Here is a 16,631-nt window from a genome sequence, read left to right on the forward strand (position 1 = left end):
GAAGGGAAGCCTTGTGTGAGCGACTCATGGAGCGAGCTTGAAGCGTTTTGTGAGTAATACTCCATTTAACTTCGACTTATGGTAGCACGTGTTAAATGGCGCTGGTGGATGTGTGCAACTGAGCCCACTCGATGTTCAATTTTTAAAAGACGCTGAAAGCCAAGTGCTACATAATCAGCCTAGGTTAAGGTTTCTAACACAGACACGCGGTAAACCCATCCGTGGGCGCTCGCGACAAATCATCCACGATTTGTACGGTCTGTTTATAGAAACCTCAACCCAGTCCTCAGTAGAAAGATGTTTGCTAGTATTTGGGTTTTGAAAACTAGCTGCTGGGCAAATCCGCTAGCATTTTTATTGCGGAGGGCATTAGTTTGCAGCTATAAAAAATGCCGAGAAGATGAATGGATGTTTTGCGAACAAAACTTCATAAGGAAGGGAAGCCTTGTGTGAGCGACACAAGGATGCGCTAGAAGCGTTTTGTAAGCAATACTCCATTTAGCTTCGACTTATATAGCACCTAGTGCTCATTGGATTTAAAAACAATAATAACGAGGAACATAGATGTTTGACTTACAACTCATAACCGCCGCCATAACAGCAATAGTCGCGTTGCTGATCATGGTGATAAAACTACGTGTGCCCGCTTTTATCGCCCTACTGCTCAGCTGCCTATTACTCGGTATAACCACAGGCATGCAAACACAAGACATTATCAACTCAATCAAAAATGGCATGGGTGGTACACTTGGATTTGTTGCTGTGGTTGTTGGGTTAGGTGCAATACTTGGACAAATACTCGAAGCCAGCGGTGGTATTGAGCAAATAGCCAAAGTGCTAATGAACAAATTTGGCGAAAAAAATATTCAATGGAGTTTAGGTTTCACCGGCTTTTTAGTCGCCATTCCTGTATTTTTTGATGTCGCCTTTATCATACTCGCACCACTATTGTACGGACTCACCAATAAAAGTGGGCGCTCACTTTTATACTATGCAATACCACTACTTGCTGGTTTAGCGGTAACTCATGCATTCATTCCACCAACACCTGGGCCAATTGCAGTTGCTGAAATTATCGGTGCAAATTTAGGTTGGGTAATTATTTTTGGTGCCGTGGCCGGTATTCCGTCTATGATAATTGCAGGGCCGCTATTCGCACGTTTTATTGCGAAAAGAATCCACGCTGAGGTCCCTGAAGCTCATCAATCAGACAATAAACAGCTAACGCAACGACTGAGTTTTAATCTTGTTCTCAGCTTAGTTTTGCTACCGCTTGTATTAATTATGTTAGGTACACTCGCACCTTTCTTATTTGTGAAGGATACCAGCCTATTCTGCACAGCCAAGTTTATAGGTCACCCATTTGTCGCATTAAGCTTAACAACAGTAATAGCGATGTGGGCATCTGCAAAATACTGTCAATTCAACAAAAGTCAATTGCTTAACCTAGCCAACAAAGCACTCGAGCCCGCAGGCATTATTATTTTAATTACCGGTGCAGGCGGCGCATTTAAACAAATATTAATCGACTCGGGTGTAGGCCAAATGCTCGGCAACAGCATGGCTGACAGTTCAATGCCACTGGTATTATTGGCCTTTTTAATAGCAGCGATTACACGCATAGCCCAAGGTTCGTCTACTGTTGCAATGATCACAGCTGCAGGTTTAATGGCACCGATTTTACAATTACAAACATTAACACCCGCGTATTTAGGTTTGTTGGTGATTGCCATTTCATCAGGTGCAACCATAATGTCACATGTTAATGATTCGGGCTTCTGGCTAGTCAGTCGCTATTTGGGTATCAGTGAACCGGACACATTAAAGTCTTGGACTGTCCTAACCACTTTAATAGCAGTTGTTGGTTTAATCACCTGTTTAATCCTAAGTGCATTTTTATAAATAAGCTGAATTCTGGATAATACTTGACGCTGCTAACTGCTTTATGTTGAATAAGCTTTAATGTAAATACAAGGAACAGTCACAATGTTAAACAAAACTATCCTAGCAAGCGCTTTAATTGGTCTATCCTTTAGTGCTTTATCTGGGGAATTTAAGCTAACTAGCACAGATATCAACCATGGCGATTTTATGCCCAAAGCGCAAGAGTTTAACGGCTTTGGTTGTACTGGTGATGACAAATCGCCACAACTAAAATGGACTGGCGCACCTGCAGGCACTAAAAGTTTTGCAGTAACAGTGCATGACGCAGACGCGCCAACTGGCAGTGGTTGGTGGCACTGGCAAATTATCAATATTCCAGCGTCAGTGACTGAATTAAAAGCGGGGGCCGGCGATAAATCAGGCAAGTTTAAGCCAAAAGCCAGTCAACAAATCGAAAACGATTATGGTGTTGCTGCATTTGGCGGAGCTTGTCCGCCGCCTGGACATGGGGCACATAAATACAAATTCACCGTGCATGCATTGTCAGTTGAAAAGCTCGAGCTACCACAAAATTCCTCTGGTGCATTAACAGGTTATATGATCAACGCCAATGCAATCGACACAGCCACTATCGAAGCTTTATATAAGCGCGATTAAGCTAACTAACCATTAATACCCAACTTACTTTGCTGGAAGCCCAGGACCTGTTGAGCTTCCAAGTACAATTTTTAGCTTGGTTTATAGTTTAAATAGCCTATTGCTCAAAAATAACACAAAGATAAACACGCTCTAGCATCTGCTAGTAGCTTGGGTATACAATAGCGCCAATTCTAGTTTTAAATTATAGGTTTATTATGGCTCGCACCGTTTTTTGTCAGTACTTAAACAAAGAAGCAGAAGGTCTAGACTTTCAACTATACCCAGGTGATATTGGCAAACGCATCTTTGACAATATCTCCAAAGAAGCTTGGGCGTTGTGGCAAAAAAAACAAGTTATGTTAATTAACGAGAAAAAGCTCAATATGATGAACCCAGAAGACCGCAAATTACTTGAAGGTGCCATGATTGGTTTTTTATTTGAAGGCCAAGACGTAGAAATTGAAGGTTATACTCCGCCTGAGAAGAAATAATCCACTCATACAAGCTAGCATCACAATCTAGTGATGCTAGCATACCTGCATCTACAGGTCCGTTTGCCCAACGGGATAAATTTGACCTGTTTATATATACAGTTATACTTATACACACCTAATCATTGTAGTTTTGAAAAATGCAGCTGTATATTGCCGAAAAACCATCGCTGGCGCGTGCTATTGCCAGCGTTTTGCCTAAACCACAAAAGAATCAACAAGGTTATATTGAACTCGCTAATGGCGATTGTATAACTTGGTGTATCGGCCATTTACTCGAAAACGCTCAGCCAGAAGATTACGATGCACGTTATAAATCTTGGCGCATGCAAGACTTACCCATTTGCCCAGAAAAATGGCAGTTAAAAAGTAAAAAGCAAACCAGCAAACAACTGACTGCGGTTAAAAAACTAATCAAACAAGCAGCGCATATTGTTCATGCAGGCGATCCAGATAGAGAAGGTCAACTGCTGGTCGATGAAGTTATTCACCATTGCCAATACAATACAAAAAAAGGTGTATCTCGTTTATTAATTAGCGATTTAAATCCAAGCGCGGTGAAACAAGCGTTAAACAAATTACAGAATAATCAAAACTTTAAAAACTTATCAACTTCAGCATTAGCACGTAGCCGCGCTGATTGGTTGTACGGAATTAATTTAAGCCGAGCATTTACGATAAAAGCAAAACAAGCGGCATATTCAGGTGTCGTTTCTATCGGCCGTGTGCAAACGCCTTTGTTAGGTTTAATTGCACGGCGCGATGAAGAAATTGACGCTTTTGTGCCACACCCGTTTTACCAAGTAAAAGCACATTTATTAAGCCCAACTGAGCAGCCGTTTATTGCCTGGTGGCAACCGAGTGAGGCCTGCGCGCCACACCAGGACAGCGAAGGTCGAGTCATCAATAAAAAGCTCGCAGAGCATGTGGTTGGGCGCATTCAGCAACAAAACGCAACAGTAACTAAAACCTCAGCACAAAATAAAAAACAAAATGCACCGCTGACTTATAATTTATCCGCTTTGCAAATAGATGCAGCCAAAGCGCTGTCGCTAACCGCGCAACAAACTTTGGACATTTGCCAAAGTTTATACGAGAAACACAAACTAATCACCTACCCAAGATCAGACTGTCGTTATTTACCTAAAGAGCAATTTAATCAGGCATCATCGGTTACACAAGCGATCGCTAACAATTTACCGGATATGCAAAACGCGGTGAACAATGCCAACCTCAAACAAAAAAGCGCCTGTTGGAATGATAAAAAAGTTACAGCACATCACGCGATTATTCCCACCAGCAAAAAAACATCAGTACAGTTAACAGCACAAGAAAAAGCTGTCTATCAACTAATCAGTCGCCAATATTTAATGCAGTTTTATCCTGCCTACGAATACAAACAACAAAAAATCGAGCTGGATATTGCAGGTGGTGTTTTTGTTGCCAAAGCGAATACACCAACTCAATTAGGTTGGAAAGCGCTATTACCACAAAAAAAACAGACAAAGAACAAAAGCCAAAGCATTACAGCTGATGCCAATCACTTAGATAAAGAAGAACAAACTTTGCCTGAGCTAAAACAAGGCGAAATCTGTTTTTGCCAACAAGGTGAATTGGTTGAAAAAATGACCTCGCCACCCGAGCACTTTACCGATGCAACTTTATTAGCCGCCATGACAGGCATTAGCCGTTTTGTTAAAGATGCTGAAATTAAAAAAATTCTTAAAGAAACCGACGGCTTAGGTACAGAAGCCACCCGTGCAAGCATGATAGAAGTGCTACAAAAACGCGGATTTATTCAGCGCCAAGGCAAACAAATACGCGCTAGCCAAACAGGTCGAGATTTAATCAAACAATTACCAGAGCAACTGACCCTGCCAGATATGACGGCACAATGGGAAGCAACCCTTGAGCAAATTTATCAAGGCGAAAACAGCTATCAAAACTTTATCAGTCCATTACAACGCCAGTTAGTTGCTTTAGTTGAACAATGCCAAAATTTAACTGAATTTAAGTTAACTCAAAGCGAGCAGAAAAAGCGTTTTTATAATAGTAGCAAAGGCAAAAATGGCCGAGCTACGAGTAACAGCCGCAGCCGCAATCGCAATCGCTCAAGCACAAAATCAGCCAACAAAAATAAAGTAAAGCTACCGAAAAAAGCTAAGAACCAGCAGAAGTTGTATCAATAGTGAATTTGTGACGTATTCTACAAAACCCTAACCTGAAAAAGTTCATAGAAACAATAAATTACGATATTATCCAGCTGAACTGACACACAATATAACAAGTTAATTTTTAATCAACGGAATGGGCAAACCTATAGCCCCTCATTATTTAGGATAGACAATGAAATTACTAACCTTATCAGCTTTAACAAGCCTTTCTCTTTTTAGTAGCGTATTATCAGCAAACGACTTGTATATTGGAGGCTCTATAGCGTCCTTAACTCACAGCAAGTCTGACTTTAATGACCTAGATTTACTCGCATTTTCGGCCAAAATGGGTTTTCAGTTTAATGATTCGTTTTCGACGGAAATCAGATATGCTGGTGGAATTGAAGGTGATTCAAGTCCTTCTTTGATTGGCCGCTATGAAGATCCTACTAGCGACTTTACTATGGATGTTGATCTCAAAAAGCTTTACGGCGTATATCTTCGAGCGGGAGTAGCTAACGACAGTAACATTTACCCATACACGGTTATAGGTATTGCGAGAACCGACATCAAATATGCAAGTATGTATGGTGCATCCTCAAACTCAGAAACAGGTTTGTCATATGGCTTTGGCGCGGACATTAAGCTAGATGGATTCTCTTTCACAGCTGAGTACACTATATATAGCGATAGAACCAAAGACAATTCAAAAGTCAACGGTTTCTCGATAGGTTTAACTAAGTACTTTTAGTGACAAGTCACAGCGGAGATTTACCTCTCCGCTCTCTGTCGGCCTCAGCTACAAAATCAGCCAATAAAAATAAAGTAAAGCTACCGAAAAAAGCTAAGAGCCAGCAGAAGTTGTATGGGTGATTTAGAGCTATACTGAAATCGGTGAATATTTCTTAAGGACAATCCCCATGCTTTACCCTATGTTTTCTATGGTAATCCTCACTTTTATAATTGGTGTAATTACCCTGGTGGTTCGTGTAAATAGCGTGCGCAGTGGTCGAGTAAAAATAAAGTATTATCGGGCCATGCAAGGGCAAGAGGTACCAGATATTGTTAATCGCACATCTAGATGTTTTAGCAATATGTTTGAAATACCTGTGTTATTTTATGTTGCCGCAAGCCTTTTTCTTAGCCTAAATATCCACAGCCAAACAGCGGTTATTTGTGCCTGGCTATTTGTTGCATTTAGGTGTCTGCAAGCATTAGTGCATTTGACTTATAACAATGTCCTGCATCGCATGTTGATGTTTTGGGGCTGCGTAATATCAATGTTGGTGATGTGGGTATTAGTTTTAGTCAACGCTTCTTAGGGTCAATGAACATAACCGCCTCACCAGACATGAATGATGAAGCGGTTATACATAAAAGCAATTAGTTTGCAGTTAATACAAAATCATCTGCGAAATAATCACCACCTTGGTTGTTCCATATAAATATATTATGTGTGCGTTCAGAGTTGCCAGTAGTAAAGATGAGTGTATGCAGCTGATAGCCTCCAGCGTTAGTGACTAACTCATTGTCTAACGTCGTACCTGTCGACAAATCAGTTACCCCTAACCAAAAACTTTGACCATTATTAGCAACACGTGCTCGCACGGTTAAAGTGTACTGAGTGTTGGCGGCTAGAGTAATATTGTAGTTAAAGCTGCCTGCCCCATCGACAAAAGCGACATTATTACCATTGTCACTTTGCACACTTGCAGCACCATTCAACGTCCAACCTGTTGCCCCATTGTTAAAATCAGGGTTGGCAATTAAGTTATTGGTTACAACATTCACGACAGCCGAATCCGACAATCCATTAACTGTCGTAGCAGTTATGGTCGCAGTCCCCTCAGAAATTGCGGTAATTTGACCATTGGCATCAATGGTTGCAATATTGGTGTTGCTTGAAGCATAAGTTACCGTGTCGTCATCAACATTATTAGGGTTGATAGTCACTACCGTTTGCATTGAATCACCAATAGGCAATTCGGTTTGTGGTAAAACCAGCTCAATTGATGTGGGTAAATTTGCCTGCTGACCTTCAGTTAAAACAAAGTCATCCGCGTAATATTCACCGCCGCCATTGTTCCAAATAAAGATGTTATGCACACGCTCACTGCCAGCTGTGGTAAATGTTAACGTATGAGTTTGGTAACCCGTATTGTCGACACTCGTGCTGACTAAGTTGTTTGGTGCAGCGGCATTAGAAATATCTGTAACCCCAATATAAAAGTCTTCACCTTGGCTACCAACACGGGCTCGCACGGTTAGGGTGTACTGTGTATTGGCTGCTAATGAAATATTGTAGTTAAAACTACCTGCACCATCGACAAAAGCAACATTATTGCTATTGTCATTTTGCACACTTGCAGCACCATTTAACGTCCAGTTTGTTTCACCATCATCAAAACCAGAATTGTTTATTAAGTTAATAGGCGCAACTGGGCCAGACGACTGTTCAACTAAGTCAAAATCATATGCGTAGTAGTCACCACCTGCATTGTTCCAAATAAAGATGTTGTGGTTTCTGTCTCCAGCATAATCAGCTGTGGTAAATGTTAAAGTTTGCAACTGGTAGTTAGTATTGGTAATTGAGGTATTCGCCAGTGTAGTTGCTGTAACCAGATCTGTTACCCCCAACCAAAAACTCTGACCATTGTTTGCAACACGTGCCATAACCGTCAAGGTATATTCGGTATTACCCGCCAGTGCAATGTTGTAGTTAAAGCTGCCTGCACCATCAATATGAGCAACATTACTATTGCCATTATCGTTGATAACATTGGTATTGCCATTGGTTGTCCAACCATTTTCACCAGGTTGTGGTAGCTCACCGCTGTTTCCGCCATTGTTTCCGCCGTCGTTTCCGCCGTCGTTTCCACCGTTGTTTCCGCCGTTGTTGTCATCTAATTGACCATCAGCTAACAATAAGGTGTCGATATTAAAACCGTTTGCAGGAGCAACAAAAGCTTGAGCAGGTAAACCTTGACCCAACCAATTAGCAGGAATATTCCCAAAAACTAATGGATCAGGTTGCATAGGTTGGCGGCGAGGATCGTCCGGTGCGTTAACATTAGCATTAAATGTTAATGCTGCAACACTCAGTGTTGGACGTTCATTAGCAGGTTCTGTATGGCAGCTTAAACAAAACGCATTTTGTGATGAGTCAGGTCTTGGCTGATTTCTTAACAATGGACCTTCAGGGAAGTTAATGCTTTCACGCACACTCACCAAACCATTCGGGATATTGCCTAAATGCGCGGCATAATCAGTTGTGTAATCGTGATAACAAACATATTGGTTGAATGACGGCTCATTATTCGCATCTAACACATTGGTAATTTGATTATGTGTACTCGCAGGGTAGCTATTCGCCATATTTTGCCAAACATTAGCCGCATTGCCTAAAACGCCTACTAAGGTACCGTTCGCATGATTACAAGCCACCTCGGCATTCACTTCTTCAGCGAAAATTTTAAAGTCATCAATCCAGCCTCTAAACCCATTTGCATCACCTTGGCCGACCAATAAATTACCAGGGGTAAGCTGGAACAAAGCTAAATTATTCGCTGTATTGTAAGTATCAACCACCATACCATTTACATAGGTTTGAATGGTCGAGTTGGCATTGGTTAATTGAAAAGCAATATGCGACCAAGCATTTGCCGATATATCAATAGGTGAGTTTACAACATGAATTTGCCCACCAGTGGCATTGAAGAAGACAATTTGATCATTGCCGCGCAAGCGGATTTCACTACCATCCGGAAATGAAATTAAGTTTCTGGTGCCAGCAACGCTGCGCGGGTCAACAAAAATACTATAGTACCAACTTGACGCCAATACATTTCTGTTTTGCGCTGGAATCGTAAATTCTATGCCATCATTTTGGCCGTCTAACCATAAACCTTTACCATGAATACCACCATTACTGATGGGTTCAACTCGAGCATCTGAGTTATTTACGTTTGATAATAAACGACCTCTGTCTGGGATTAACCATTCCGAATTCGGCACAACCCCATTTAAATTAGGTCGGCCACCTGTTGCAGCATTTTGCACATGGTTGTGATATTCACCACGCGCATTGTTATCAGCGACATTCACAGCATACGTCATATTCGCGTTAATAAAGCTATTTGGGTTAAGGTAATCATCAAAACGCACTTCATCAGTACTTCGGCCCGTACTCATTAACCAAGTCACATCTGCAGGTGATACTGGACGCATATTAAAATGGTAGTTAAACCTATGTTCGTTGGTATCAAAAAAGTTAGTATTGGCAGAATTACTCGCAGGCATATCACTGTATTCACGCTGACGCCCCATGCCAACTCGTTTTGGAGTACCGTCATCGTATAAGTTAAAATTTCGCTGCTGAGTCAACATAAAGTCAGTATGGTTTAGTTGATTATCTAACACGACCATTTTACCGCGTGTCCATAAGCCCATCATAGAACGGCCTTGAAAATTAGAGCCCTCTTCATAGTTGTTACCGCATGGTTCGCCTGCAACGCAACTAGGTTGGATGCCAGTTCTGTTGGTAAAATTATTGATGGAATCAAAATATCCAGTAAAAGCTATATTGGCACCGTCTTTGTCCATCCACGGGTAACTACCAAATTCGTAGTTTTCACCAATCAAATCACCTTCAGAATCGCGGAAAGGCTGCATGGCTAAACCATAACGGGTATTAATGGTGTCATCATACGGAGCGTGTGCCATTGGTCGAATATCACTCGCTTGCCATTGTCTTACATCACAAGGACCATAAGCAGGATTATCGATATTTTCCGGCACTATATAAGTAATATCCGAGTGACCATTATTGCGCTGATTACCGTTATTATCATACCAAGTGTAATTACTGTTGTTGCCAACCCGCATCACCATCATACGTCCATCGCTGGTAATGGTCGGCTCAAAAAAGGATGCTAAACCGGGTATAGTTGGACCAGTAGTTTGGTTAGTCACAGTGACATCAGCAATTTGTGCATTAACCGTTTTTGGGTTTTGTACACGAACCCGAACATCTATCCCATATATAGTTCGCGAAGCTCCGCCGTTATTGCCGCTACCACGAATTAAAGTTAAGTCGTAACAATCAAATACACCATTGTTTTGCTCTACCCCATTTACATTACAAGCGTAAGGATTATTACGTCCTGGGTTATCGGGTGCTAAAGTAGCATCACACAAACCAGCATGCGCTTGACCGCCACTGCCCAAAATTTGCCCTGTTGGGATAGTCGCTTGATTTGGCGCATCTTGGTTTGGAAATGCCAAGATCTCGGTCCCAGCTGCTGAATTCATAAATGGAGTGTTTAGTTTTTCAGGCACTAATAGCCTAAATGCTACGCGCGCATCAGTCCGAAGGTTTTGTGGTCTGTGTGCCACACCAATTCGACCATCAGCACTGGTTTGTAAAGGTGGGATTGTCGGTGCAATATACTGAGGTTGACCTTGCACAGTTTCTTGCATATGTACATCACGATCTATCACTGGTCGTTCTGGTAAAGCATGAGCAATACCAGACACCAGTGTCATCGCTGACGCTAGTAGTAATTTTCTCATTGTGTGGAGCCTTATGTTTGCTGTGTGTCGTCTTCAACTGCAATATCCTCAGGCCCGCGAAAAACAACAGGCCCCAGCAGTTGAAATAATTAACTTGTGCCAAGGAGAGAAACTTGCAACCTTGCAGTCGCTCCCCAGCAAGTTGTGTGTACTATATAAACATATGACTTTGTGGCAATGACAATGTAACCCACAGGTTACAATATTTCAACAAAACTCTTAAAATTAATACTCAACAACACAAATCAAACTATTCACTTTTACTGGCTTTCCACTCAACTGTATATAAATCTTTGCGGCGATCTTTTAGATTTGTAACCGCACCTTCGGCATGCAACACCTTTAACGCAGCAAGATCTAAGTCGGCAAACATCAACATCTCGGTATTTGGTGTCGTTTCAGACAACACTGCATCATGTGGAAACGAAAAGTCAGACGGGGTAAACACGGCTGACTGCGCGTATTGCACATCTAAGCTATCCACCGAAGGTAAATTACCGACACTGCCTGCAATAGCCACATAACATTCGTTTTCAATTGCTCGAGCTTGCGCACAATGGCGTACACGTAGATAGGCATTTTTGGTATCAACCCAAAAGGGTACAAATAAAATATCCATACCTTGTTCAGCTAATAGCCTTGGTAGCTCAGGGAATTCAACATCGTAACAAATCAAAATGCCAACCCGGCCAGCGTCAGTATCAAATACTTTAAGCTGATTGCCCCCTTCAATTACCCAATCCCATTTTTCATGTGGGGTTATATGCAGTTTCCGCTGCTCCTCTACCGTACCGTCGCGGTGACACATATAACTGACGTTAAACAGTCGGTTATTTTCAACCAGCGGCATAGAACCTGTAATAATGTTAATGTTATACGACACTGCCATGCGCGACATCTGCGTTTTAAATTCCTCAGTAAATCCAGCTAAAAAGCGGATCGCTTCAGTCCGGCTTTTATCTGGCGACAGACCCATTAACGGCGCATTAAAAAATTCAGGGAACAGGGCAAAATCACTTTCGTACTCAGACAGGGCATCAACAAAATACTCAACCTGCTGCAGCAGCTCTTCAACATTTTCGACTTCACGCATTTGCCATTGCACCACACCAAGCCGAACTTGCGTTTTGGTGGTATCCACCACCAAAGCATCAGGTTCAAATAGTATGTTGCTCCATTCCAATAGCGTTGCATAACCAGCCGACTTTTCATCTTCCGGTAAATATTGCTTTAATAAGCGCTTAACTTGAAAGTCATTTGACAATTGAAAGGTTAAAATCGGGTCGTAAATTTCTTTGCGGCTAACACGCTTTATATATTGAGTTGGTGATAACTCATCACTGTATTTATGGTATTCGGTGATTCGTCCACCCGCTAAAATCGCTTTAAAGTTGTATTGGCGACAAAGCTCTTTACGTGCATCGTATAAACGACGGCCTAAACGGTAACCACGGTAGTCTGGGTGAATCAACATATCCAAACCATAAATCGCATCACCGTCGGGATTATTTAAAATTTGGCTCTGTGGGCCAATTAAGTCATCGTATGTATGCGGGTTAGAGAATCTATCGTAATCAACTTGTACAGACAACGCGATACCGACTAACTTTTCGTCATCCATCAAACCGATTTGCCCTTCAGGGAAATCTTTAATCAACTGATTAATGGTTTCTTTTGGCCAAGCGCCGCCAATGTCTGAATAAACGCGATCCATTAACTTTTTTATTTGTGGATAATCTGACGCTTGTAAATTCGCCAAACTCAAATGCAAATCTTTGTTGCTCATACACCATACTCCCCATTCAAACGAGTTGACACTTTTATGGCTCTAACGTGCAGGTTGACGTCGCTGATGCATATCAGAACGCAAACTGATCCCAGGCACCTGTAAATAGTGCGTAGCGGTTCTTAAATACTGGCCAACTTTGCCTAGCTGTTGCCGATACGGATTAAACAATAATTCATCGAGGTTTATACTAATACCAACAAAGGTTTCAGTGCTACGAAAATCTGTATAAGGTCGATCATCTTTATTAAAACCACGGGTAAAATAACCCAGTTGCAATTCAAAGTACTTAAGCGGGGTATTTTTTAGCACATCAATACCGTTGAGTTTAGCCACCGCCATGTACTTCATCCCAGAATAATCTGTCACTGGATGAAAGCCTTTCATGCCTTTTGATGGCTTATATTCAATTCTTAGATCAAGTGTATCGCCCCAAGTATCAGGGTAAACTGTTTTTAAGTACGACACCCCAACTCCCATGGTATTTGCAATTAAATCTTCATAACTAAAACCATGATCAGCCGAGTAACCGTCAAAAACTTCAACATATAACATTAAAGCAGATGCAGCATAAGCGCTATACAAAGCAGAAGATTCAGCACTGTAACCTTTGTCTATCATGTTGTGCGCCAAATATTCAGTCATCACATAACTAGAATACAGATGACCCAATTTATCCGCACCACCACTGCCTGAATCCATACCAAACCAGCCTTCATTATTAAATTTAAAGCTGGCGCTGCCCCAATCCCACTCTTTCACACCTAAATAAGTAATACCGCTAAATACCAGCCCTAGTTCTAGCCAGTTTACTTCGCTGGCATGCCAAAAACTTTGATAGTCAGGTGCAATACTGATTGGCTGTTTTTCAGAAGCCTTTAACGCTGTGTGCTGCGCTGCACCTGCCGAAATACTTGAAATGAATAATAGAGAAGTTGCTAAACAACGAATGTAACTGAACAATAGGTATCCCACCCTAATCAATTGCCCCATTACGGGCTGGCTAAATAAGCGCGCAATTTTCTACGAGTGGGATAGTAAAATCAATAAATTGTACTTTTAATAACAATTATTTAGCGTTTAGTTTAAGGAACATTATGTCCATTTGACGCCACCCATACTCTAAACCATTGCTCATTGGTCAGTTGAATTGAACTAGCATCGACAGCCATTTTAATGCGTTTAATATTGCCAGAGCCAATAATAGGTAAAGGATTGCATGGCATTTTAAGCACCCAAGCATAGATCACCTGATCCATAGTTGCGCCAACTTCTTCGCCGATTTCGGTTAACACAGCACGAACCCGGTTTGCTTGTGGGCTATCTTCACCAAAAATGCGTCCACCTGCTAAACAAGACCAAATCATAGGAGCAACCTTATGCATTTGTAAGTGCTCAAAAGTACCATCAGCACTGCATTGCATATTCATTGGGTTAAATTCAACTTGATTCGTAACTAATTTATCGGTTAAGCGTGACTGCAATAAATCGAATTGCATTGGGGTAAAGTTTGACACACCAAAGTGACGCACCTTGCCTGCTTGTTTAAGCTCAGCAAAGGTATCTGCAACTTCATCAGCGCTCATCAGTGGATCTGGTCGATGCAATAACAACACATCAATATAATCGGTTTGTAAATTTTGCAGCGAAGCATCGACTGAAGCCAGAATATGCGCGGCAGATGTATCATAGTGGCCAATCTGGCGAGATGGGTGTTTTTGTGAAACCAACTTAATATCACACTTAGTAACCAACTCAATTTGACTGCGCAAATCTGGCGCCAACTTGAGGGCTTGGCCAAACGCCACTTCACATTCATAGTCGCCATAAATGTCGGCGTGATCAACAGTGGTTATTCCCAATTCAATATGTTGTTTAGCAAAATTGACCATTTGAACAGGCGTTAAATCCCAGTCCAACAAGCGCCAATATCCTTGAATAAATTGAGAAAAAGATAAGCCATCGGCTAGTTGAATGCGCTGCATGTTATTGCCTCTAATTGCGAGTTACTAAATTCGACGCCTATGCTAATGGCGCTTTACCCAATCAACAACTATAGTTCGAGTTGTTTTCGAACTATAGTTCGCAAGTTAAAAATTAGCCAGTAAACAACTAACAAGCACATGGTAAAATATCCACTACTTTAGTATATGGGAGATCAGTCTAATGAGCTTTGCAGACAGGTTAAAAAGTCTGATTGGAGAAGAAAGCGTCAGTGGTTTTGCTCGCCGAGTTGGCTTAAACGAAGCGCTGATTAGAAAGTATTTAAATGGCAGCGAACCGAGCTTAGCTAAAGCGAACCAAATAGCAGAACGCGCTAATTGCTCACTTGAATATTTAGCAACAGGCTGTGGCTATTTGTATCGGCATGCAGAAGTTGTTGATGCTCAAGCGGCAAAATTGGCACACAAAATAGTCTATCGCCAGTCACTCGAGCAAACGCAGCTCAATGAACTGACTAAAATGATATCTGCGTATCAATATCTTAGAACACACAAAAAGCCAGACGGTTATTTAGACCAAGCTGGAGCCGAACGATTTTTACAAGTAGCCGCCAGCAAGCAATAAGGAAAAAGACATGCCAAACACCAAACACTCTGAACAACAATTGGCTAAAGTAATTGAAAATAGATTATCCGATTGGCGTTGTGGCGCTTTGGTGTATCAAGTTTTAGTTGACCGATTCGCGCCAGCAGAAAATTTGGCCGCCAAACAAACATTGTACCCTGCACCGAAAAAGCTAAAACAGTGGCACGAAACACCCAAACATGGCGAATATTTAGCAGAGCATGGTTTGTGGAGTCACGAAATAGAATTTTGGGGTGGCGACCTAACAAGTTTACAAAACAAACTAGATTATATTGCTGAGCTAGGCATGGATATCTTGTATTTAAACCCGATCCACCATGCATACACCAACCACAAATACGATAGCTTAGACTTCCATCAAGTTTCGCCTGAATTTGGCGACAGGCAAGCAGTAAAAAGCCTGACAGATGCGACCCATGCCAAAGGCATGAAAATTGTGTTAGACGGCGTGTTTAACCATATGGGGCAAAATGCACCAATTTTTAAACAAGCGGCTGCAGATAAACATAGTCAGTATAGAGACTGGTTCGATTTTAATCCTGATTATCCAGCTGGCCACAGGTCATGGAGCAACGCAGTTAACTTACCTGAGCTCAACTTAGAAAATATCCAAGTGCGCCAACATATTTGGTTAGATGAAGATTCAGTCGTGCAGTCTTACTTAGCCCAAGGTATAGATGGCTGGCGTTTGGACGTCGCACACGATATTGGTTTTGACTATTTAGCCGAATTAAAAGCCGCAGCTCAATCGGTCAAAGCTGATGCGCTGATTGTCGGCGAAATATGGTGTTATCCGCAGCAATGGTTTCCAAGCGTAGATGGAGTAATGAACTTTACTGCTAGAGAAATATTCTGGCATGTCTGTGAAGGCACAATCGCACCCGCGACTGCCAACCAAATGCTAGCACAAATGGTCAGCGATGCTGGTATCGACAATTTGCTCAAGTCATGGCTGGTATTAGACAATCATGATACCGCCAGGCTACCGAATATGCTGCCCGAGCAAAAGTCACAACGGCTCGCGCAAATTTTGCATTTTACCTTTCCTGGCTCACCTACCATTTATTACGGCTCAGAGCTAGGCATGACAGGCGGAGACGATCCAGAAATGCGTGCGCCAATGCGCTGGGATTTGCTCAACAATAATGCAATTTTAGATTGGCACAAACACCTACTCAAAATTCGTAAAAACAATCCAGCACTCAAAGTTGGGGAGTTTCGCACAATCATAACCCAACAATTAGTCGCCTACGAAAGGTACACAGACCAAGTTGCCGATAGTGTTTTTGTTGTGGTTAATCCCAACCCACATCCAGTTGAAGAATATCTAATGTTAAGCAACTCAAAGCTAATGAATATGGGCGGCATGTACGACTTGCTTGGTAATATTAGTGAAAGTATTTATATCAAAGCGGGTGTAATTAAACTAGCCCTGCCTGCGCACAGCGCTGCGCTGTTAAAAGCGGATACCAGTGCAGCACATGGCTATACAACCTACAAGCGCGTGAAATAGCCTAA

At 41.8% G+C, this 16,631-nt stretch carries 12 protein-coding genes; 8 read left to right on the forward strand and 4 right to left on the reverse strand.

The genetic code is table 11. The features are described from left to right. Positions 1–564: 564 nt before the first annotated feature. The 6 genes from DS2_RS15680 (at position 565) to DS2_RS15705 (ending at position 6,489) form a co-directional block, all read left to right on the forward strand. On the forward strand, positions 565–1,902 hold the full coding sequence (locus DS2_RS15680; protein ID WP_035015797.1) for a GntP family permease: 1,338 nt from the start codon (positions 565–567) through the stop codon (positions 1,900–1,902). Between the two features lie 84 nt (positions 1,903–1,986). Beyond that, positions 1,987–2,541, forward strand: a complete 555-nt coding sequence (locus DS2_RS15685) for a YbhB/YbcL family Raf kinase inhibitor-like protein (RefSeq protein ID WP_035015798.1) — start codon at positions 1,987–1,989, stop codon at positions 2,539–2,541. Between the two features lie 197 nt (positions 2,542–2,738). Next, positions 2,739–3,014 (forward strand): oxidative damage protection protein, encoded by a 276-nt coding sequence (locus DS2_RS15690; RefSeq protein WP_035015799.1) that lies wholly within the window; start codon positions 2,739–2,741, stop codon positions 3,012–3,014. A gap of 140 nt (positions 3,015–3,154) precedes the next feature. Continuing rightward, on the forward strand, positions 3,155–5,203 hold the full coding sequence (locus tag DS2_RS15695) for a DNA topoisomerase III (protein ID WP_035015800.1): 2,049 nt from the start codon (positions 3,155–3,157) through the stop codon (positions 5,201–5,203). Between the two features lie 157 nt (positions 5,204–5,360). Further along, positions 5,361–5,918, forward strand: a complete 558-nt coding sequence (locus DS2_RS15700; protein WP_035015801.1) for an outer membrane beta-barrel protein — start codon at positions 5,361–5,363, stop codon at positions 5,916–5,918. A 181-nt stretch (positions 5,919–6,099) separates the two neighbouring features. Beyond that, the gene (locus DS2_RS15705) at positions 6,100–6,489 is read left to right on the forward strand and encodes an MAPEG family protein (protein WP_326979556.1); all 390 of its coding nucleotides are present in this window, start codon (positions 6,100–6,102) and stop codon (positions 6,487–6,489) included. A gap of 61 nt (positions 6,490–6,550) precedes the next feature. Here the strand turns inward: DS2_RS15705 and DS2_RS15710 are convergent, their stop codons facing one another. The 4 genes from DS2_RS15710 to DS2_RS15725 all read right to left on the reverse strand — a co-directional run bounded on the left by DS2_RS15710 (position 6,551) and on the right by DS2_RS15725 (position 14,509). Continuing rightward, entirely contained in the window at positions 6,551–10,738 is a 4,188-nt protein-coding gene (locus tag DS2_RS15710) for an Ig-like domain-containing protein (protein WP_035015803.1), read from the reverse strand. Positions 10,739–10,988: 250 nt separating this feature from the next. After that, the gene (locus DS2_RS15715; protein WP_035015804.1) at positions 10,989–12,524 is read right to left on the reverse strand and encodes a carbon-nitrogen hydrolase family protein; all 1,536 of its coding nucleotides are present in this window, start codon (positions 12,522–12,524) and stop codon (positions 10,989–10,991) included. A 42-nt stretch (positions 12,525–12,566) separates the two neighbouring features. Continuing rightward, positions 12,567–13,487, reverse strand: a complete 921-nt coding sequence (locus tag DS2_RS15720) for a DUF2279 domain-containing protein (protein ID WP_160168579.1) — start codon at positions 13,485–13,487, stop codon at positions 12,567–12,569. 122 nt (positions 13,488–13,609) lie between these two features. Further along, positions 13,610–14,509 carry an aldo/keto reductase gene (locus tag DS2_RS15725; protein WP_035015806.1) on the reverse strand — a complete coding sequence of 300 codons (900 nt, stop codon included), beginning with the start codon at positions 14,507–14,509 and terminating at the stop codon, positions 13,610–13,612. 181 nt (positions 14,510–14,690) lie between these two features. Between DS2_RS15725 and DS2_RS15730 the strand changes: the two genes are divergently transcribed. Both DS2_RS15730 and DS2_RS15735 read left to right on the forward strand, forming a co-directional pair. Then, positions 14,691–15,092 (forward strand): helix-turn-helix domain-containing protein, encoded by a 402-nt coding sequence (locus tag DS2_RS15730; protein WP_035015807.1) that lies wholly within the window; start codon positions 14,691–14,693, stop codon positions 15,090–15,092. 10 nt (positions 15,093–15,102) lie between these two features. Continuing rightward, positions 15,103–16,626, forward strand: coding sequence for an alpha-amylase family glycosyl hydrolase (locus DS2_RS15735; protein WP_035015808.1), 1,524 nt, complete (start codon positions 15,103–15,105; stop codon positions 16,624–16,626). Positions 16,627–16,631: the final 5 nt, after the last annotated feature.

This window comes from Catenovulum agarivorans DS-2 (assembly GCF_000568405.1).
GTDB classification, from domain to species: Bacteria; Pseudomonadota; Gammaproteobacteria; order Enterobacterales; family Alteromonadaceae; genus Catenovulum; species Catenovulum agarivorans_A.

Excerpts from the sequence above, each read along its gene's own strand:
- DS2_RS15680 (WP_035015797.1), top strand. The coding sequence starts at position 565 with ATGTTTGACTTACAACTCATAACCGCCGCCATAACAGCAATAGTCGCG.
- DS2_RS15685 (WP_035015798.1), top strand. The coding sequence starts at position 1,987 with ATGTTAAACAAAACTATCCTAGCAAGCGCTTTAATTGGTCTATCCTTT.
- DS2_RS15690 (WP_035015799.1), top strand. The coding sequence starts at position 2,739 with ATGGCTCGCACCGTTTTTTGTCAGTACTTAAACAAAGAAGCAGAAGGT.
- DS2_RS15695 (WP_035015800.1), top strand. The coding sequence starts at position 3,155 with ATGCAGCTGTATATTGCCGAAAAACCATCGCTGGCGCGTGCTATTGCC.
- DS2_RS15700 (WP_035015801.1), top strand. The coding sequence starts at position 5,361 with ATGAAATTACTAACCTTATCAGCTTTAACAAGCCTTTCTCTTTTTAGT.
- DS2_RS15705 (WP_326979556.1), top strand. The coding sequence starts at position 6,100 with ATGTTTTCTATGGTAATCCTCACTTTTATAATTGGTGTAATTACCCTG.
- DS2_RS15710 (WP_035015803.1), bottom strand. The coding sequence starts at position 10,738 with ATGAGAAAATTACTACTAGCGTCAGCGATGACACTGGTGTCTGGTATT.
- DS2_RS15715 (WP_035015804.1), bottom strand. The coding sequence starts at position 12,524 with ATGAGCAACAAAGATTTGCATTTGAGTTTGGCGAATTTACAAGCGTCA.
- DS2_RS15725 (WP_035015806.1), bottom strand. The coding sequence starts at position 14,509 with ATGCAGCGCATTCAACTAGCCGATGGCTTATCTTTTTCTCAATTTATT.
- DS2_RS15730 (WP_035015807.1), top strand. The coding sequence starts at position 14,691 with ATGAGCTTTGCAGACAGGTTAAAAAGTCTGATTGGAGAAGAAAGCGTC.
- DS2_RS15735 (WP_035015808.1), top strand. The coding sequence starts at position 15,103 with ATGCCAAACACCAAACACTCTGAACAACAATTGGCTAAAGTAATTGAA.